General features: G+C 60.6%; 17 protein-coding genes. 9 read left to right on the forward strand and 8 right to left on the reverse strand.

The features are described 5' to 3' along the window. Nucleotides 1-7 precede the first annotated feature (7 nt). Together FEF26_RS07980 and FEF26_RS07985 are read left to right on the forward strand one after the other, a co-directional pair. On the forward strand, nucleotides 8-1,165 hold the full coding sequence (locus FEF26_RS07980; protein WP_138253017.1) for a GNAT family N-acetyltransferase: 1,158 nt from the start codon (nucleotides 8-10) through the stop codon (nucleotides 1,163-1,165). Continuing rightward, nucleotides 1,162-2,400, forward strand: a complete 1,239-nt coding sequence (locus FEF26_RS07985; RefSeq protein ID WP_138253018.1) for a GNAT family N-acetyltransferase — start codon at nucleotides 1,162-1,164, stop codon at nucleotides 2,398-2,400. Before FEF26_RS07980 ends, FEF26_RS07985 begins: the two co-directional genes overlap by 4 nt. On the opposite strand, the gene FEF26_RS07990 is transcribed toward FEF26_RS07985, so the two are convergent. Together FEF26_RS07990 and FEF26_RS07995 are read right to left on the reverse strand one after the other, a co-directional pair. Further along, a complete protein-coding gene (locus FEF26_RS07990; protein ID WP_138253019.1) occupies nucleotides 2,370-3,290 on the reverse strand; it encodes a glycosyltransferase family 2 protein in 921 nt (306 codons plus the stop codon). The genes FEF26_RS07985 and FEF26_RS07990 overlap by 31 nt on opposite strands. Next, on the reverse strand, nucleotides 3,287-3,949 hold the full coding sequence (locus tag FEF26_RS07995; RefSeq protein WP_166432962.1) for a polysaccharide deacetylase family protein: 663 nt from the start codon (nucleotides 3,947-3,949) through the stop codon (nucleotides 3,287-3,289). The genes FEF26_RS07990 and FEF26_RS07995 overlap by 4 nt, the downstream gene beginning before the upstream one ends. A gap of 229 nt (nucleotides 3,950-4,178) precedes the next feature. Between FEF26_RS07995 and FEF26_RS08000 the strand changes: the two genes are divergently transcribed. Next, a complete protein-coding gene (locus FEF26_RS08000) occupies nucleotides 4,179-5,120 on the forward strand; it encodes a glycosyltransferase family 2 protein (RefSeq protein WP_166432963.1) in 942 nt (313 codons plus the stop codon). Here the strand turns inward: FEF26_RS08000 and FEF26_RS08005 are convergent. From FEF26_RS08005 to FEF26_RS08020, 4 genes are read right to left on the reverse strand one after another with little or no spacing between them, the layout of a single operon-like run. Beyond that, nucleotides 5,117-6,130: a glycosyltransferase family 2 protein gene (locus FEF26_RS08005; protein WP_166432964.1), complete on the reverse strand. Its 1,014-nt coding sequence runs from the start codon at nucleotides 6,128-6,130 to the stop codon at nucleotides 5,117-5,119. The genes FEF26_RS08000 and FEF26_RS08005 overlap by 4 nt on opposite strands. Further along, nucleotides 6,127-6,963, reverse strand: a complete 837-nt coding sequence (locus tag FEF26_RS08010; RefSeq protein WP_138253023.1) for a glycosyltransferase family protein — start codon at nucleotides 6,961-6,963, stop codon at nucleotides 6,127-6,129. The genes FEF26_RS08005 and FEF26_RS08010 overlap by 4 nt, the downstream gene beginning before the upstream one ends. Next, nucleotides 6,963-7,790 carry an ABC transporter permease gene (locus FEF26_RS08015; RefSeq protein WP_166432965.1) on the reverse strand — a complete coding sequence of 276 codons (828 nt, stop codon included), beginning with the start codon at nucleotides 7,788-7,790 and terminating at the stop codon, nucleotides 6,963-6,965. Before FEF26_RS08015 ends, FEF26_RS08010 begins: the two co-directional genes overlap by 1 nt. 1 nt (nucleotide 7,791) lies before the next feature. After that, nucleotides 7,792-8,880, reverse strand: a complete 1,089-nt coding sequence (locus tag FEF26_RS08020) for an ABC transporter ATP-binding protein (RefSeq protein WP_138253025.1) — start codon at nucleotides 8,878-8,880, stop codon at nucleotides 7,792-7,794. Nucleotides 8,881-9,139: 259 nt separating this feature from the next. Between FEF26_RS08020 and FEF26_RS08025 the strand changes: the two genes are divergently transcribed. Then, nucleotides 9,140-10,069, forward strand: a complete 930-nt coding sequence (locus FEF26_RS08025) for a glycosyltransferase family 2 protein (protein WP_138253026.1) — start codon at nucleotides 9,140-9,142, stop codon at nucleotides 10,067-10,069. On the opposite strand, the gene FEF26_RS08030 is transcribed toward FEF26_RS08025, so the two are convergent. Continuing rightward, nucleotides 9,996-11,150 (reverse strand): glycosyltransferase, encoded by a 1,155-nt coding sequence (locus tag FEF26_RS08030; RefSeq protein ID WP_138253027.1) that lies wholly within the window; start codon nucleotides 11,148-11,150, stop codon nucleotides 9,996-9,998. The genes FEF26_RS08025 and FEF26_RS08030 overlap by 74 nt on opposite strands. A gap of 2 nt (nucleotides 11,151-11,152) precedes the next feature. Beyond that, nucleotides 11,153-13,123, reverse strand: coding sequence for a glycosyltransferase (locus FEF26_RS08035; RefSeq protein ID WP_138253028.1), 1,971 nt, complete (start codon nucleotides 13,121-13,123; stop codon nucleotides 11,153-11,155). 103 nt (nucleotides 13,124-13,226) lie between these two features. On the opposite strand from FEF26_RS08035, the gene FEF26_RS08040 reads away from it, so the two are divergent. Genes FEF26_RS08040 through FEF26_RS08060 form a run of 5 tightly spaced genes read left to right on the forward strand, consistent with a single transcriptional unit; the run spans nucleotide 13,227 to nucleotide 18,567 of the window. Continuing rightward, complete coding sequence (locus FEF26_RS08040) at nucleotides 13,227-13,847, forward strand: arsenate reductase/protein-tyrosine-phosphatase family protein (RefSeq protein WP_138253029.1); 621 nt, start codon at nucleotides 13,227-13,229, stop codon at nucleotides 13,845-13,847. 5 nt (nucleotides 13,848-13,852) lie between these two features. Then, the gene (locus tag FEF26_RS08045; protein WP_138253030.1) at nucleotides 13,853-15,226 is read left to right on the forward strand and encodes an O-antigen ligase family protein; all 1,374 of its coding nucleotides are present in this window, start codon (nucleotides 13,853-13,855) and stop codon (nucleotides 15,224-15,226) included. A 59-nt stretch (nucleotides 15,227-15,285) separates the two neighbouring features. Then, entirely contained in the window at nucleotides 15,286-16,377 is a 1,092-nt protein-coding gene (locus FEF26_RS08050; RefSeq protein ID WP_166432966.1) for a glycosyltransferase family 4 protein, read from the forward strand. Between the two features lie 22 nt (nucleotides 16,378-16,399). Continuing rightward, on the forward strand, nucleotides 16,400-17,521 hold the full coding sequence (locus FEF26_RS08055; protein WP_138253032.1) for a glycosyltransferase family 4 protein: 1,122 nt from the start codon (nucleotides 16,400-16,402) through the stop codon (nucleotides 17,519-17,521). Then, nucleotides 17,518-18,567: a glycosyltransferase family 4 protein gene (locus FEF26_RS08060; RefSeq protein ID WP_138253033.1), complete on the forward strand. Its 1,050-nt coding sequence runs from the start codon at nucleotides 17,518-17,520 to the stop codon at nucleotides 18,565-18,567. Before FEF26_RS08055 ends, FEF26_RS08060 begins: the two co-directional genes overlap by 4 nt.

Consider the following 18,567-nt stretch of genomic DNA (forward strand, 5'->3'; position numbering starts at 1 on the left):
GGCAAGAGTGGATGTCCAATTTGTGCCGCTGGTAGATGCGGTTCACGGCATATCTGGCTGGGAAGATCTCGCCGAGACAGCGGCAGAACCCAATGCATTCCTTGATCCCCGATTCCTCCGGCCCTGCGCATCGCATTTGGAAGAAGCTGAAGACGTGGAACTCGCCGTGGTGCGGGATGGAAACGAACTTGTGGCACTTCACGCCTTCTCCGACCAACCGATCCAGCTACGTGGCGTGGCTCCCGTCGCCACGTCAACGTCAGGTCGATTCTTCGATCAGGTTATGGCTGTTCGCCGTCCGTTGATCAGTGGAACAGACCCTGCTGGGGCGGCCACGTCTCTTCTCCAAGCCATGAGCCTGAGTGAACGCCCCGGGGTCCTCGCGATGGTCGGCGCCCCAGGCGAAGGCAAAGTCGCTGAAGCTATTCGAGCGGCGGCAGTCGACTGCAACATGCCGCGCCATACCTTGTCGACCTTTGAAACTGCCTGGTATCGACGCAAATCCGTACCGCCAAGAAAATCAGCCGGAGCGCGCGAGCTCGTCGATATCGTGGCAGGTCAGACGTACTTGAGTACTTCGGCGCGAAAAAAGATGAAGCAGCGCCTCCGTGCTATGGAGCGCACATTTGGCCCGGTGAGCTTGGTTGACCGCAGCAAAGATCCACTTGCGGTGGACGACTTTCTCGCTCTGGAGAATGCAGGTTGGAAGGGCGACGTATCTCAGGGCGGAGCGGCCTATGCGGCCGAGTCCAAGAGCGCGTGGCTGCGTGAAGTGGCACATCAGTTCCGAGATTCTGGTCACTTGTATGTGAATGAGCTTCGTGCCGGAGCGACAACGGTCTACCTCGCGATCGAGCTGCGATCAGGCGACGGTGTTTTCGCACTCAGAGAGACCTTCAACGAGGAAGCCGCAAAGTTCAGCCCCGGTCTCTTGGGGCGAGTATTGGTCCAGAACAGGATTCTCTCCATACCGGGTGTTCAATTCTATGATCCATGCATGGGTGAGGCAGCGCCAGAGGTGCAGCGGCTTCTTCCTGAGCGCCGAACGCACGAGACATATATGCTGGCTGTTCGGGGCACAGGACGCAAGGCTGCTCTGCGCATGTACTCTCGACTTGGTGCACGACACCGGGCAAAACGAGATTCAGAGGGGGGCGAATCGTGAGAACGCGAATTCTCCGTGTGGCAGAGCTGTCCCAAGGCGATGTCCTCAGATGGCAGGCACTTGCTGAGCGAGCGATAGAGCCCAACGCCTATCTGGACCCCCGCTGGCTCCACACCTCAGTTCTGACGCACCCGGATGCCGCCGACATGATGGTGGCACTCGTAGAGGATGACGACGATCTCCGCGGTCTGCTCGCTTTCACTGTGGAACCGGCCTGGCAGGGTTTTCCGTTCCGTGCTGTGTCGACGGCGGGCCGCTTCTTGCACACTCATGCCGAGCGGCATCATCCACTCATCGATCCTCGAGAGCCAGTTGCCACGATGGAGTCGCTGCTTCGAGGCTTGCGGGCCAGCCGCCTTCCCGGACTTTTCGCCCTCCATAAGTTCGTTGGCGATGGTCCACTCGCGGCCGCACTGGAGCAAGCCGTGACACGATCCGGTGTCTTCGTGCAGGAATTACTCCGCCAGCCATGGGCCTTTGCTGAGTCAGAACGCCCCACCCTGCTCCCGAACTCGAACGTCTCAGAGGACGGTCGGCTAGAGCTGACTCCTGAATTTATGCTGCCTCTTTCGAGTAAGAAAGCAACGCAGAATCTCCGAAGGCGTGCCAGAGGCCTCCTGAAAGAGCTCGGCGCCCCGGTGGTGCTTATCGACCGCAGTGACAGCCCTGAAGCTATATCCGACTTCCTCACGTTCCAGGCCTCGGGGTGGAAGGGAGACGCTTCCGCTGGTGGAACAGCGATGGCGCTGTCCGAGCATACGGAGAAATGGTTCCGAGAGGTCTCCGAACGGTTCGGGAGCGACGGAGACCTGCGAATTTTCCAAGTGGAATCAGGAAAAACGGTTCTGTATATGAGCGTGTGCTACAAGTCGGGCGGGGGCGTCTTCGGGATCATTGATTCGTACAATGAGGATTTTGGACGTTACAGCGTGGGGCACATGGGCCGCATTTTGGGGCTCGATATGTTGAATTCCCGAGACCCCGACACGCTATTCGACCCCGACCTCGACCCTTTCTACTCATCTAGTACTGCGATCTACCCCCATCGGCGAGAGAGGGTGAACCTTCTGATGTCTCTGGGCGGTCCCATTTCACCGTTGCTTCTGCGGGCGGTGCCGCTGGCCCGCAGATCTCGGGAGCGTGTGCGCGAACTCCTTCGGCGCAAAGGGGGCGAGGACGGTCCTGAAGAGAAAAGCCCTTCGCCTCAGGGCAAGGTCTCTGGAGGCGTAAGCTGAGCGACCGCGCCTGTTTGGGCTCGGCTGTAACCTAGCCGGTGCGCCAGCGCAGCAGCGTGGGGAATAACCTCAGAAGGTCGCCGAGCGATCCTCATGACTTTTCTCTGTATTCTCCGTCGTCGACTCGGGGCTGGTTCAGCCCCACCGACAGTCTCTGGGAGGGAAGGCCCTAGAGGCGCATGGGCGTACGCCTCTCTCACGCGCGAGTAGCGCTGCGACAGCAGGCGAGTTCCGGAGCCTTTGGCATAGGCCTGACGCAGCGAAGCCAGAAGGCCGTCTCGCTTGCGTACGTGCACGATAGCCTCAGGCACACCCAGGAGGTTGTAACCCGCCAACTGGACTCGCCAGGAAAAGTCAAGGTCTTCGCCAGCACTCAATGACTCCTCGAAGCCACCTACTTCGGCAAACACCTCAGCGTGAATACCCATGTTTCCCGACCCACCTGCCGGAAGCTGGGGGAGTGCCTCGTTATAGAACGTAGGCTCATTCCACCCGAAATCCCAGTCGCGGCCCCGGTTGAGCAATGAATGCTCTACAGCACCCACCGCAAAGGGAGCCTCCAGGAGTGCGTGGTGCATCGCACTCACCCAGCCGGCGCTGACCACATCGTCAGCATCGCAAAAGAGCAAATGAGGTGACCGGGCAGCAGCTGCTCCGATATTGCGTGCTGCTGAAGCGCCCCGCCGGGATGAGGCATCGATCAGGCGAAGGCCCCCGAACTGAGGGGAAAACGCTGCGGTGACCTCCGGGGTCGAATCCGATGAACCGTTGTCGCACACCAGGACCTCAAAACGGACGGTAGTCTCCTGTGACGCAGGGGCCTCCAACTGCTCGGTGAGGGTCTCTTCAGCGTTGTATGCGGGAATGATGACGCTCGCATCGTAAATCATTCTCGCCTCATTCGGTCTCGAAGTGCGCTACGCACCTGCCGATGATTGCTGAGCAACTCATGTGCGGTCACGGTGCCGAAGTTTCGCTGGCTGAGACCGTCCAGAATGTGAGAAAGAACCTCGGCCTTATTGAAAGTGGGGAGGCGTTCGCCGTCACCGAGCATCTCCGGATCAGCTCGGTGATCATGCAAAAGGAGAACAGCGCCAGGAAACACGGCCTGCAGAGCTCGATCTGCGACCACAACGGTCTCGTCATCAATCCAATCCCAGGCATGGCCAGACCAGATGGCCAGTTCCATCCCCATCCGGCGTATCCCTAGTGCCTGCCGCCACGTGTGTTTGCCGTAGGGAGGCCTGAAGAGCTTTACCTCAGTCTGCGCAATGCCCTCCACGAGGTCTTTGGCCTGACGAATGTTCTGCAACGCTTGGGCATCACTGAGCCGTGTCAATGCGGTGTGATCAAGGCCGTGCAGTGCGACCTCGTGCCCCTCCGCAGCGATGCGCCGAACGATATCGGGATTCTCAGCAGCTTGGCTCGCCAACACGAAGAACGTTGCGCGCGCCTGCCGCTCTGCAAGCACATCAAGAATGCCAGGCGTGTGCTCAGGATGTGGCCCATCATCGAAAGTGAGGCTGACTAATGGTTCAACAGTGTCCACGCAGAAGACCCCGAAAGGTCTCGTTGCCAATGCCGGCAGCGGCACAGGCGCGAGGGACAATTGCGAAAACTGCCCGCCTCTGGGCGCAGGTTCACGCCAAATGTCCCGCGACCGCACAAGAAGCGGCGAAGGTTGCTTGAACATGATGCCCCCAGACGTGGTGCTAGCCCTAAGTAGTAGTCTAATGTCTGCAAAGTCTCAGAGGATCAACTCGTGAAAGTTGGGAACTGTGAACGAAAATTCAGCGGGTGCTCAAGGCCCAGCTCCGAGTGACCACAGCTCACTTTCCGGCCTGCCAGAAATTGTGATCGTAGCCTATGGATCCCCGGAACTGCTCACAAGTACCCTTGCGCCCCTAGGCGGGTGCACCGTGACCATCGTGGACAACTCTTCGATGCCTGAGATAGCGGAAATCGCAGAAGCGGCCGGCGCCACATATTGGGACCCCGGAGAAAATCTCGGTTTCGGCGCGGGAGTAAATTACGCCCTGGCACGCCGTCAGATTCCTGGATCGGATGTTCTGCTTCTGAATCCCGATGCGGTAATTGAGCCTTCGGAGATTCTCCTGTTGAGCGAAGCTCTACATGCCGTCCCACGCATTGCCTGCGTGGGACCGGGGCAGGTAGACCTCAACGGAAATCGTGCCCAAGTCACGTGGCCGTACCCGCGCCCTTCGCAGTACGTTGCAGATGCGGTCAAGCTTGGCCGCTTGGTGCGCAGTGAGCCCCGCTACGTCATCGGTTCGGTCCTGCTGCTGAACGCAGCGGCACTTGCTGATATCGGAGGCTTTGACGAGGAGTTCTTCCTCTACGCCGAGGAGGCGGATTGGGAGTACCGTGCTCATGAGGCGGGCTGGCGCAATGTTGCTGTTGACGACATCACAATTCTCCACATCGGTGGTGGTACAAGTTCTGACCCGGTACGGCGGGAGGTTTTTCTGCAGGCCGGTCAGCAGCGTTTCTTGCTGAAGCATCACGGCTCTCTGGGATGGCACGCTGCGCGGTGGGCCACTGTGCTTTCCAGCATTCCGCGGATCCTTCTGTTCCGGGGTGATAGGCGCGGCCAAGCGAAGGCGCGGGGCTCCCTGTTCTTGCATGGCCCGATCGCGCTCGAGTCGAAGTATCGACCGGAACCCAAGAGGCAGGCGAGAGCTACTGAGGGGCCGCCTTAGGGGGGCGCGCCGCTATTGGCTTGTCCGGCGCCTATGAGGTCGTTTCGTCTTGCAGCAAAGGCGGCTGGGAATCCGGCTGCGAGCCCTGAGAGCTCTACCGGGATCCACGTCAGTGGTTCCGGAGCTGCTAAGCGTTCACGGAGTCGGCGTCGACTCCCGTCTGGATGGGTGCGCCCTAGACTCTGAACGAACTTGCGCACATGATTGGGCTGCTCGCGGACAGTGGTCCAGAGAAACCTGTACGTCAGAGGGTCCCTCCACCCTAGAGCCCGGAGAAGCACCATGACATGGTCGCGGCGTTCCGTGTAGCAAAAGCGGTAACTCATCCTGTTCTTCTCATCTGTTCGGCCAGCTGCGGGTGCTTCTACTACGGCCGCAGGCTGAAAGATAAGTCGGCCCCCCTTCGCTCGCAGCCGCAGAGCCGCATCTGTCAGCTCGCGACCGCCCCTGCCGGGGTATCCGATGCGGCGTATACCCCCAATGCTCTCCAGTGCGGTGCGGCGGAAGGACACATTCGTGCTGGGCACGTGGTCCACTTCAATGGGGCGTCCAGGATCCGCCCCAAAATTATCCGTGAGATTGCCATTTGGCAGCAAGCACCCAATTTCGCTGATGCCGTTTGTCGCCTCACCCGGGATGCCGTTCGCCACTCGGCCACTCACGCCGGCCACGGATTCGTCCTCATAGGGCATCATCAGTTCGTTGAGCCAGCTTGGCTCGGCACGGGAAGTGTCGTCGATGAACACGACGACGTCACCTGCGCTTGCCGCAACACCTAGGTCATGAGATGGATTGCTCGCGCCCTCAGCAGGTTCGTCGGGAAGGAAGTGAAACTCGGGGAACTGTTGGCGAGCAGTTTGGACGGCCGGATCGTCCCACTGTGCGCCGACAATGAGCACCTCAGCTGGCTTGGTATCCAGGTCTTTGAGGTGCTTCAGACAGGCAAGGAGATCACCATGGTAGTTTCTCGCAACCACGATGACCGTGACGCTCAGCTTCGCTAGGCTCACTTCCCCACGCCCTCGGGAACGGTCACGAGGCGATACCATTCGCTGCGTCGCAATGGCGAGGTCAGCACGGATTGCCGGGGCCTGCGTTGGCGGCGTGCCCACCGTTGATAGACAACTGGTTGGGAATAGTCCTGGGCGTGTCCGGACCAACCGAACTTACGCCGGATCGTGGCGTGGTCTCGAACCCATGAGTAGTGAAGCACCGCTGATTCCGGGCTGATGACCTCATGAACTGTGCTTCCATGGTTATGGTGCGGATCGGTGTTCCACGGTCGGAGATCAACTCGATAGAGCGGGACCTCAGCCTGCCGTGCCTGCACAAGTTGCGTTCCTGCCCGGATCGCCAGTGGACCGGGGAAAGAAGCTGCTGGTCGGCCGAACCTGGTGCTGGCCTCCAAAAAACGCCCGGGCCCCACTTGCGCATATAGCCACCGCGACGGGTAGTCCATGGCGGATGCCCCGAGGGACTCAGCTCGGTGCAGCGACCGGAAAAACTGTTCTGGATCGAGCATGACCTCATCGGTATCCAACTGCAGTACCCAATCTGCGCCTTCAGATGCCAGATCCAGTGCTTGCTGCCGTTGATGGGTGTCATTGTCGAGGGGATCATGGTCGAGCCGGGCATAGGATCCTGGTGCATGGACGCACTTATTGTTTGTGTCCACCGTCTCGATCACGTCGAGGCACTCCTGGACAGGAATGGCAGTGCCGGTCCAGGAGACTGATGTCTTGTCATAGGACAGCACTATGCGGTCCACATGGTGGTAGTACGAGCGCAGGCTCTCGCTCAGGAAGTTCGGGTCAGCGACGAGCACATAAGCGGTGACGCGCATTAGATGTAATCCGCGAACTCACGTTCGTTCTTTTGGAAGACGAGAATGCCCAGAAAGAGGACGGCCGGCGCTGCCACAATGAGGGCGATGAACTGCCATGATGGCGGTGCCTCGGCTCCTAAGGTCGACCAGCGGAAGACTTCGAGGAACCACGTGATCGGGTTCGCTTCGAAGAACCACCGAATGTTCTGCGGAACGGCGTTCAGAGAGTAGGCGAGTGGGCTGGCATACATCAGCACCTGCAAAACCCAGGGCAGGACGTAGCCAACATCCCGGTATTTCACCAGGTAGGCCGCCGCCATTAGGCCCAGTCCAAGCCCGAGCATGAGAATCAGAAGGACCCAGACAGGCAGCAGGAGAATGGGCCAACCGGGGTTGATTCCGAAGATAAACAGCAGCGCCACCAGCAGTGTGAGGCTCACCAGGAAGTCGACGACAATCGACACGACGCTCGAGGCCGGCACAATAAGCCGAGGGAAAAACACCTTCTGTACGAGCGACTGATTGCTCACCATAGAGGTCGAGGCCTGGCTCACTGCCCCGTTGAACAGGTTCCAGGCCAGCATTGCGGCAAGAGTGAAGACGAAGGTCGGAATGCCGTCGGAATCTAAACCGGCGATAACTCCGAACACAATAGTAAAGACACCAGCTGTGACGAGAGGCTGAAGCAGTACCCACGAGATACCGAAAATGGTCTGCCGATAGCGGACGATGATGTCCCGTTGAGCCATTCGCACCGCCACTTCACGCGAACGCCAGATTTCGCGCCACTGGGGGAGGTTGAGCCGACCTGGCGGCGTGATCGAAGTGGGCTTAGGCTTCTGCACCTCAAGCCTCCTTGTAGTCGAAGTTGACGAAGACGAGCCCTTTTTCGGTGCCCGAAGATTCGGTGAATTCGGGATATGGCAGGTCGGGAAGGACCTCGAAACGCCACGCCCCCTCCCACGCGTCAAGAACGCCTGCCTGACATACGAAGACATCGACTGTGTACTGGCCCGGTTTTAGCCACAAGTCACGGATCAAGAGGTGCCCTTCATGGCGGTGGTTGGGGTCAAACCACTTGCCTACCAGCCGTGAGTCGCACTGGGCGATGACGGCTCCCTGATCATTGTTGATGTGGGCGGAGACGAAGTAGCTGCCAATCAGGTCTTTCGACGGCGGAGCTGCGAACCTGATGTCGATGTCGTCGCCTGATTTGACGAACTCGTCCTCCATAGAGACTCTCTCCAGGCGCAGCATTCCATTGCCTGGCCGAAGATCTGGATTCGATTGGGCAATGGCGAAACTCTCGAAGCTGTCCCGGTATGCCTCTAGAGTGCCTTCAACGGTGCCTGAGTAGGTTAACTTGCCGCGGTCCAGCAGCAGGGCGGATGTGCACAGGGCCTGCACTGTCTGCAGTTGGTGGCTGACATAGAGCACCGTGCGCCCACCTGAGGCCGCTTCCCTCATCTTGGCGATGGAGCGGCGTTGGAACTCGGCATCGCCGACGGCCAACACCTCATCAATGGCGAGGATTTCCGTTTCCAGATGTGCTGCGACGGAGAATGCCAAACGAACCTGCATGCCTGAGGAGTAGCGTTTCACGGGGGTGGCCAGGAATTTTTCGATACCGGAGAAGGCAACAATCTCGTCGTACTGCTTGCGGATCTCCTGGCGGCTCATGCCAAGAATCGCGCCATTCAAGAAAATATTTTCCTTGCCCGTCAGCTCGGGGTGGAATCCGGTTCCGACCTCCAGGAGCGAACCGATGCGTCCGTTGAGTTCAATCTTTCCCCGTGTAGGCCCCGTGACTCGGGTCAGGAGCTTCAGCAGAGTGGATTTGCCGGCTCCGTTACGGCCAACGATTCCGACTGCTTCGCCCTGAGGGATTTCAAAGGACACATCATCCAAGGCATCAAAGAGCGTGTACTTTGCCATGCCGGTGGATCGCAGCCACTGTATTGCTGCTTGCGCGGCAGTTGACGGGCGTTCTCCGTTAGCGCCGAGTCTGTAGGTTTTGCCCAGACCTGAAACACTGACCGCTGGTATTTGTCCCAAATTACGTCCCCCTCTAAGACACGAATAAGCCCAACTTATCGAGTTGTTGTCAAGGAAGCGAGTGCTACGGGTGTGTCGGCTTCCGGGACTGCGTCTTTGGGTTCGCCGCGCAGTGCGTGAAAGCTACTAGAATTCAGGGATGAACAGTGTGATGCCTCTGGTGAGCGTCATTCTTGCGACCAACAGAATAGGTCCTTTTTTTCCTGAAGCCCTCGCTTCAGTCGAGGCTCAGAGTTACTCAAATGTCGAGCTCATTGTGGTGGACGACGGCGCGCCAGAATCGGCTGAAGTCGATCTAGCCGTCTCCTCAATCACCAACGCGCGGGTTATTCACCAGGCGGCGGCAGGCGTGAGTGTGGCCCGCAACGTCGGCATTGCAGCCGCACAAGGCGAGTACGTCGCCTTTCTCGACGACGATGACCGCTGGGACCCTCGGCGCCTTGAGCTGCAGGTGGGGCATTTTCTTGCCACTCCTCACGCCGTGGCTTGTTACTGCGGGATGCGCACGATCAATCACGAGGGAGAGGTGCTGGCGCATGCGGATCAGGTCCCCGTTGCTGACCGCCTTGACATCGCGCGGCGCAGTACTGGGATCATCCTTCCAAATACCATGGTGCGGCGAGCCGCGCTGGTTGCCGCCGGAGGGTTCCATGCGGGAATCAGGCTGGCTGAAGACCTGGATCTAATGCTCCGCCTAGCTGAGCGTGGCGACTTCCTGTTCGAACCACAAGCCTTGGTCGACTACCGCAATCATGGAAGCAACACCACGCGTCGGCACCGAGACCTGGTGGAGAGCATCGAGCGGGTGCTTCGCCTGCACCGAGGCAATGCACACGAACGGGGAGACATCGACCTCGTTGAGGCGTTGGACGAGAGCCTGCGAAAGAACAGAAGGTTCGCGTGGTGGTCTGCTGGGCGCGCCGCGAAGGCTGAACTTCAGCACCGCCGTCCCTTCAAGGCCGCTGGGGAGTTCCGGTGGGCGCTCATGGCCGCACCTACTGGTCTGGTCGACGGCGGGCTGCGGAGTCTTCAGCGGATTCGGCGGCGGAGTTCAAAACAGCTGCCATAGCGGTCACTCTGTCGCTCCAGTCGGCCAGCTGAAAGGGGCCCACCTGCGCCGGTGGCTCAGCGATGAACTGAGCCACCGCATGGGGAAGATCATCGGAGGGCTGGATGACCACACCTGGTGTGTCCTCAAGTTCCCGGAAACCCGAAACAGGGGTGGCGGCGATTGGTCGTTCGGCAGCCTGATATTCATAGAGCTTGATGGGGTCGAGACTGTCAGTGAACTCATCCACCTTGTGGGGCACTACGAGCACGTCTGCGTGCTGGAGGTAGGCGGGAATCGTGTGGTGGGCCCGGGTGCCGAGGAGGCGGACGCCGGGCGCATGGTTCAACAGCGTGGTGTTCTCGGTGCTCAACGCGTTCGGGCCGACCAGGACTAGCGCGGCGTTCAGGGCGGCGAGTTGCCCCCCGATGCGCAGGCATAGATCCACATCCAGTCGGTCTTCGTGCAGGGTTCCGACGTACACAGCAGACCGGGAGTCTCCCATATCTGTAGGGCGGGGTAAGGGTTCGCGGTACCGTGCCACATCCACGGCATTCCGGATGAGTTCGATGGGCCGTACTCCTCCCTTGGAATGCGCAAGGTGGGGGGAGCACACCACAACTGCGTCACATCTCTGCACGAGCTTTTGGTCGTTGGTGACGATTCGTTGGTGCTCGCGCGGTGGGCGCTCGGCGGCCGCCCAATCATCGGTGATGTCATAGAGGGACGTCCAGTTGGTGGCGTGGACCATATGGGCCCAACCAGGGTCATTGATCCACAACACCGGTGATTTCATCCCCAGACGGTGCACGGCGCCGCGAACCCCGCGACGAAGCAAACTGTGGGCCCACGGGCCGACAGCGCGTGGCAACCATTTGGTGAGTTCGAGCCTATGCAAACGGCCACCGTATCCAGGGACAGGTATCAGACCCTGCCCGAGCTGCGCCTTCTGGCCAGTGCGGATCTGATGCAACGGATCACGGGTCGGCTCAACGAAAAGAACGCGATGCACTGTCTGTTGGCGTAGCAACCCGTCCACCAGAAACTGATTGCGCCGCCAGACATCGTCCCAGGGCTCGAGGGAACACACGATCAGATCCATGGTCACCGCTCTCCGACGCCGCCGGCACGGGGCGCCCTGGTATAGAACCGCAAGCGCCACTTCGCTCGGTCCCGAGTGTCCCCGCGGGCCACCGCAGCACGGGCCAATGCACCGGCGAGCACGGCCGCTCGGAACGAGAACTCCCCGGTCCGGCCGTAGTGCTTATCCATAAAAGCAAGAAGTGAGGTGTTGAACATCTCCATTCTGCGAACTGAATCTCCACCGGTGCCCGCGCCAACATGAGTGGCGGTGGCCTCAGACACTAAACCGGTTTTCCAGCCCCGTTTGACGGCTCGTAACTGCCAGTCGGTTTCCTCCGCGTAGAGAAAGAACCGCTCATCGAATCTTCCAACATCAGCCAACGCAGAGCCGCGAAGCAATAGCACCGAACCAATGATGAAGCCTGCACGGTTGTTAAGACGTCCGAGCCCGATCGCTTCGAGCCACGCGGCTCCGGGCCCTGGAAATGGCCAGGACACCCGTTCAGGGACCCCGGTTCTCGGGTGCTTCTGCACGGGAGCGACGCACGCCAGGTGCGGGTTTTCGTGCAACCCGACGTGCAGCGACCGTATGGATTCAGCGGTGACGGTGGCATCTGGGTTCAGTAGCAGGACATCGGAAGTGCTCAGCCCGCGCTGTTCCAGGGAGTCCAAGGCCATGTTCACCCCGGCGGCGAAACCAAGGTTGCCGCCGGGATCGATGTAGTGGGCACCATAGAGTTCCGCGACGTCGCGCGTCTCCGCAGAGGAGGAGTTGTCGACGATCGTGATGGAGAACCCGGTCAGGGGCCTTATGGCATCTGCCAGCGGTTCAGCTGGGCCATAGGCCACAACCACGATTTCTGGTGGAGCTTCGGGATTATCCACAGGTGTTAGCGCTTCCTGGTAGAACGTGAGTTGTTCAGTGGCTATCGAAGGCCAGTCGAACTGCTGGGCTCGGTGAAGTCCGGCATCTCTGAGGGTGGACCATCGGACAGTGTCCGTCACCACAGCTAGGGCTTCTCTGATGGCCTGGGGGTCTCCAGGTTCTACCAGGATCCCGGCGTCGGCCACCACATCCTGGAGTGCGCCGGTGCGACTGGCGATGACGGGGACCCCGGAAGCAAATGCCTCGATCACCACCCGCCCGAACTGCTCCAACCATCCGGGAGTGGGGAGCGATGGAACCACAAGCACGTCGAGCTCCCGGTAGAAGTCTGGCAGCTGATCACCCAGATGACCTCGAAAAGCAACCTGATCAGCGATGCCCAAGGTGTCAGCCAGCGCCTCCAATTCGGGGCGTTGAGGACCATCACCGGCGATGTCTAGCTGATACTGGGGCGCCTCCGAGATTGCGGTGAGCAAGACGTGCGCGCCCTTGTGGGATTCGAGGCGGCCAGCGAAGCCGACGCGCACCGGAGTCTGCGGCCGCTGACGTTCACTCGGGGTGAAGACACTGACATCTGTGCCTAGGCCAATTAACCGCGCCGGAGCGCGTAACCCTTTCCGTTGCAGAATCTCCCCAGCCTCACTGTTGCAGACGTACACCCCGGCGGTCCTGCGCAGTGCGTAGCGCTCAAACCAGCGGAAGGGGACCGGGTAACGCTTATAAATGTTCTGCGCAGAGTAGAGAACAAAGGGTGTCCGAAGTCCGCGCAGCCGTCGCATGGCAAGCACTTGAGCCGCAGCCAGGGAGAACGGCTCCTCGTGGAGATCGATGAGATCCCACCGCTGCCCGAGCAGCTTCCAGAGAGGCACAGGTGAATAGACGAAAGCGTTGGGATGTGTCCCGAATGTGCGCACGCCTGTGACGAAATGATCCTGGCCTGCGTGGAGGTCAATGTTCTTGCCGCCCTCATTCCAGCGTTTGGCGGACACCAGAGTCACATCGACGTGTTGTTTGCGCAGTTCACGTTCCCGTTGCCGCCAAGGAGTCACGACGCCGTGATGGGCGACCCTAAGGACACGCATGGCATGAGTCACCGCGCCTGTCATCCTGTCCCCCCGCAGTTCGCCAATATCAGACTATGATGACACAGACCACCATTTTCTCACCGAATGGACGAAGCGAGGTCCCGTGGTGCACCAGACTCGACTGATGCCTCAGGATCACACTGCCCCGCAGTCTGGCGCGGAACCTCAGCGGAATTCTGATGAGATCTCGATGATTTTTGTCTGCCGGGCCAATCGTTGCCGGTCACCGCTTGCTGAACACATCGCCCGCCACCGGGCCTCGCAGTGGGGGCTGGCGGTCAGCACCTCATCGATGGGTTTTCTAGCTTCAGGTGCTCCTACGCCACCTGCTGGTGTTCAAGCAGCGGCTGAGCAGGATATTGACCTGTCGAGGCACCTGAGTCAGCAATTGGACCCTGAACAGTTGCGGGACGCGGATGTCATTCTGGCATCAGGACGAGCTGAAGCTCGTGACCTGGTGGCAAAAATGCCTGAACTTTGGCCTCGTGTCTTCACCCTGAAACAGTTCGACGCTCAGCTTGGCGCGGATCCGATCTCATCGGAGGAGGGCTTTTCCTCCTGGGTCCTCCGGTCCGGAGAGTCGCGATCACGCAACGTGCTTTTGGGCAGTAGCTCCAGGGACGACATTGCCGACCCGGTGGGAAGGCCCCCTCGGATATGGCGGAGGACAATCCGGGAGCTTGATGAGCTGATCCGCAGCGTGCTCGGGCGTTCCGCGGGAGCTATCCCCAGAGCGGAAGTCTGATACAGATGACGAATGTGAGTGTCCGCCCCGGCGTAGGGGGCAGCACGCGACGTTCTGTGGGCAGCATCGCAGCTGCCATGACGGGGGTCTTCGCCCTGGTGGCTCTCTGCGCGGCGCTGGGCGTGGTCACTGTCGAGTTCGAAACCTTGGCTCTTATGCTCGCGATCGGTATCCTCGCGATCGGCCTTGTGTCCACCGATATCGGAATCCTGCCGGTCCTTGCGTTTCCCGCCACGCTCGTGATGGTGCGGACCGGGCCGCTGAGCGTTTCAGACTTGGTGCTGGCAATGGCGATCCTCCCGGCGCTCTTGCTCTACCGCCGCAGCGACACAGCGCCCATGCGGAACTTGATGTGGGCAGGTGTCGCCTACCACGTCCTTCTCATACCCACGCTGCTGATGAACGTCTATGTGGAAAACTTCCTGGAATGGTTCCACACCATTGCACTGGTCATGGGGGGACTCGCAGTGGGTTGGGTGGTGGGACGTCAGGGGTATGCCCGGAGCGCGCTGACCCTGTACGTGGTGGGATGCGTCGGCATCGCGGTTGCCGCCATTTTTACTGGGCTGCTGATGTTCGCCCAAGGAGGGTCCTTCGGCCCCGTATATCTACCCGCTCTGCACAAGAACTTCATCGGCAATAGCTTGGCCTTCGCGTTCCTCATGCTCTGGATACGCCCGGCGTGGCTGCGTTGGAATAGGCAACTAGCGATTCTGGCCATGGTGGTTTGCGCAGGAGGCATCGCGGCCTCCGGAGCAAGGCAAGCGATGGTCTCAGTGATCGTTGTCATCGCCGTACTGGCGTTGCGCAGCCGCTCACGCGGAGGGGGAAGAGGGCGGCTTCTGCTGTTAGCCCTCATACCCGCGATTTTTCTCATCTGGAACTCTGTCAGCGCGCAGTTCGAAGAAGACAACCCCTTCAACTCTGCGGCTCAACGACTTGAGTGGTTCGGCGAATCGCTCGAGGTGTGGCAACATTCTCCGCTCTTCGGCGTGGGACTCCGCTGGTGGTACACCGGTAACTACCCAGGGTTCCAGCCGCCCAATGGCTTCTTGGAGATGCTCTCCTCAGCCGGCGTCGTCGGGCTGCTTGCTTTTCTGATTCTCTGTGTTGCCAGCCTATGGGTGGTGTTCAAACTTCCGCCGCGGTACGGGCAGATTGCCTTGGCCGTTATGCTCGCACGTTTTGTCCAGGGGCAGCTTGATCTCTTTTGGGTGGCAGGGCAAGCCTCAATACCGTGGATGGTCGCGGGCCTGGCGATCGGCGTGATGGCGCTGGAGCGAGCAAACGGGGTTCCGGAGGCCATGCCCACAAGGGATCGACGTGCCCAAGGGATCCCATGGCGAGGGCGGCCCCCGGCCCGCAGGAACGATTCGTGAGGCCCCTGGTGCACGCGATCACCCCTGGTGATCATTTTTCTCCACAGACTGGTAGCGCTGTGCCCACCGTGATTGATGCGCTGGCCCGGTCAGCACACCTGGACGACCATGCAGGACCCCAGAGCGTTCTTGTGGCGAAGGGAACATACCCAGAGCGCTACGACTCAGTGGCCGCAGTCGAGTACCACCAGAGAATGGCGCCGAGTCGGCTTCAGCGAGGAGCCGACCTGCTCGCCGGCCGGCTCAGTGGGGCCCGTCCGTTCCAGCAGCGAAACCTCCACGCGATGCTGACTGAGCAGCACATATGGCCGCCATCAATTGTCGTCGCCCATAACCTGATCCAGCTGGTACCGCTGGTGGACGCTGACCGTCACCAGGCTGTGCTCTATGCCCACAACGATTTGTTCCGAACCTACAGCCGACGTGAGGCCGCCAAAGTTCTCGACTCAGTAGGGCCGATCGTCTCCGTCAGTGAATTCTTGGCTGAGCGGATTCGCCAGCGGCTCCCCGGGCCACTGCAGCAGCGGGTCGTGGTGGTCCCCAACGCGGCAGATTGTGAGACGTTCACCCCCCGTGCGGCAGAGGGCACCGCCGAATCTGGCCCGCTCAGGGTGGCTTTCGTGGGCCGTGTGGTCCCAGACAAGGGAGCCGATGTGTTGTTACGGGCCGCGGCTCTGCTGAAGGATCCAGACCTAGAGATCACGGTGGTGGGCAGCACAGGCTTCGATCGTGGGGCCGAATTGTCCTCCTTTGAACGCACACTCCGCGAATTGGCAGACGGGCTGAAGGTGCCCGTGTCTTTCCGCCCCTTCACGGACCGGAACGCTCTGCCAGGACTTTTGCGGTCCCAGGACGTTCTTGCTGTGCCTTCCCGGTGGCCGGAGCCATGGGGTCTCACCGTTTCAGAGGGTCAGGCCGCGGGGCTTGTGGTGCTGGCGAGCAATATCGGAGGTATCCCGGAGGCGATTTCGGACCACAGCCACCTGGTCCCACCAGATGATCCTGAAGCGTTGGCTGAACAGCTCCAGCGGTTTCTTGCTGACCGTGAGCTACTCGCTGAACACAGCCGTTCCGCACGCGCCCACGCTGAAGCTCATGACTGGCGCGAATCGTGGCGCATATTCCAACGGCACTTAGCGAAGGCGATGTGACGAGGTCTACTCAGGGGGAGTTATGACAAGAGTCGTTCAGATTGTGCCCGAACTGCGCACCGGCAGCGGGGTGGAGGCAGTGGCTTACCACCTTGAGCAGGAGTGGGCGAAGCTGGGGGTAGACACCAGCCACTTCACGCTCGCAGATGCTGGGGGAGGGTGGCTCCCCGAAGCCGGAACCGGCTTAGGAGGAAAACTCACGCTAGCAACGAGGGTCGTGTGGTTCTCCACTGTGGGGACTATTCGGGCACGGCGGATGATGACCCGGCAACCGGAAGGCACTGTCATTATTTGCCACAACGACGCCCTGGCTGGAGATGTCTACGTCAACCACGGCATTACCGCAGAGGCGATGAAGGCTCGTGGCAACCGGTTCGCGCGCATGGTGCGCAATCCGCTTCACCTCTTCGTCTGGGTCCGCGACGCACTCCGGTTCGCCGCCGGAACTCACCAAGTAGTGGTCAATCTCAGCGGTTCCGAAGAAGAGGCCCTCCGGCGCAGCTACCCGAGCATCCGGTCACGGACGGTGATCATCGGCAACGGTGTCGATACTGACCGCTACCGGCCTGACCCCGACTCAAGGGCCGCCACGAGGGCCAGTCTGGGCATTGACCCAGGTGCGGATGTGGGTGTGTTCGTAGGACACGAATACTCCCGCAAAGGACTACCGCAGATCTTGGAGGCCATGACCGGGTTGCCGGATTTTGTGCTGCTGGTGGTGGGTGGGTCCACCGACATGATGGAGCACGCGAAAGCCGAAGCAGCCAGCCTGGGGGTCGCTGACCGAGTGCGTTTCCTTGGACAGCAGCCAGACCCGCGGCCCTACTTTCACGCAAGCGATGTCTTTGTGTTCCCGAGCGCGTACGAATCCTACGGTCTGGTGATCCTGGAAGCCTTGGCCTGCGGAGTACCCGTTGTTGCTACAGCTGTTGGTTGCGTACCTGATGTGCTCACAGAAGGCGTCAACGGTGCCATTGTCGCCCCGGGAGGGGAATCCGTCCGGGAAGGCATTCGGCGGTGCCTGGCCGGGGATCGGCAGGCACAGGCGCAAGCAGCCAGAGAGACCGCAGAAGACCACTCGTGGACTGCGCTCGCCAGAGAGTACCTCGAGCTCTTCGACTCGTTACGTGGAGGATCCCGATGACGCGACCGCTTCAGGTAGTACACGCCATCCGCTCCAGCGGCTTCGCCGGCGTTGAACGGCATGTATGTGTGCTCGCTCGAGCCCAGGCAGAGACAGGAAACCTTGTCACCGTTATCGGAGGTGACCCTGAGCGCATGTCACAGGCGCTGCAGGGCGCAGACGTGCGATTCCTACCCGGTGAGACGGTACGAGCGGTCACCAAGGCCATTGCGCGCAACGCCCGCGAAGCCGACATCGTGCATTCTCATATGACGGCTGCTGAGTTCGCCGCCGCCCTGGCCTCCCTCGGCCCGACGCGGCGTCGTCCACTCATCGCCACCCGCCACTTCGCAGCCCCCCGAGGGCAGAGCAGATTTGGGCGTGTGGTCGCCGGGTTCATTTCCCGCCGGGTCAGTGCGCAGATCGCCATCAGCCAGTTTGTTGCCGACCGTGTGGAGGGCAGCTGTGAGATCGTCTACCCCGGAGTGCGGGCCATGGAGACACCGCAGGTACTACGTGAACCAGTTGTCCTGGTGGTGCAGCGGTTCGAAGCAGAGAAACGCACCGACGTCGCAGTGGAGGCGTTCGCCCGGTCTGGACTCGCTGACCAAGGGTGGCGCCTGAGGCTCGCTGGCGATGGGTCACTCCGTGACGATCTGGAACAACAGGCCAACGACCTCGGCATTGCCGAGGCAGTGGACTTTCTCGGCATGCGCTCCAATATCCCAGAGCTCATGGCAGGTGCCTCCCTGATGGTCGCGCCATGTCCCATTGAAGGACTCGGCCTCGGAGTTCTAGAGGCCATGGGAGCCTCATTGCCAGTGGTCGCGAGCAAAGCCGGTGGGCATCTGGAGACACTGCCCGATGAGGCCCACCGATACTGTTTTCCCGCCAATGACGCAGACGCAGCTGCTCGAGCTATCGAAGAGCTCGCTGCAAGTCCCGAACTGAGGAGGAGACTGGCCTCCCAGGGGTTGCAACGGCAGCAGGAACACTTCACCCCCGCCGCTCAAGCGGCTAGCACTGCGCAGATTTACGACGCCGTCCTCTTCCAGAAAGCGAGCTGA

Origin of the sequence: Nesterenkonia salmonea, from assembly GCF_005771525.1 — a bacterium.
In the GTDB taxonomy this organism is placed as follows: domain Bacteria; phylum Actinomycetota; class Actinomycetes; order Actinomycetales; family Micrococcaceae; genus Nesterenkonia; species Nesterenkonia salmonea.

What these genes read in the sequence shown, in the direction of transcription:
- FEF26_RS08040 (WP_138253029.1), top strand. Translation starts at nt 13,227, where the DNA reads ATGCCTCAGGATCACACTGCCCCGCAGTCTGGCGCGGAACCTCAGCGG.
- FEF26_RS08055 (WP_138253032.1), top strand. Translation starts at nt 16,400, where the DNA reads ATGACAAGAGTCGTTCAGATTGTGCCCGAACTGCGCACCGGCAGCGGG.
- FEF26_RS08035 (WP_138253028.1), bottom strand. Translation starts at nt 13,123, where the DNA reads ATGACAGGCGCGGTGACTCATGCCATGCGTGTCCTTAGGGTCGCCCAT.
- FEF26_RS08030 (WP_138253027.1), bottom strand. Translation starts at nt 11,150, where the DNA reads ATGGATCTGATCGTGTGTTCCCTCGAGCCCTGGGACGATGTCTGGCGG.
- FEF26_RS08025 (WP_138253026.1), top strand. Translation starts at nt 9,140, where the DNA reads ATGAACAGTGTGATGCCTCTGGTGAGCGTCATTCTTGCGACCAACAGA.
- FEF26_RS07990 (WP_138253019.1), bottom strand. Translation starts at nt 3,290, where the DNA reads ATGATTTACGATGCGAGCGTCATCATTCCCGCATACAACGCTGAAGAG.
- FEF26_RS08045 (WP_138253030.1), top strand. Translation starts at nt 13,853, where the DNA reads ATGACGAATGTGAGTGTCCGCCCCGGCGTAGGGGGCAGCACGCGACGT.
- FEF26_RS08060 (WP_138253033.1), top strand. Translation starts at nt 17,518, where the DNA reads ATGACGCGACCGCTTCAGGTAGTACACGCCATCCGCTCCAGCGGCTTC.
- FEF26_RS08020 (WP_138253025.1), bottom strand. Translation starts at nt 8,880, where the DNA reads ATGGCAAAGTACACGCTCTTTGATGCCTTGGATGATGTGTCCTTTGAA.
- FEF26_RS08010 (WP_138253023.1), bottom strand. Translation starts at nt 6,963, where the DNA reads ATGCGCGTCACCGCTTATGTGCTCGTCGCTGACCCGAACTTCCTGAGC.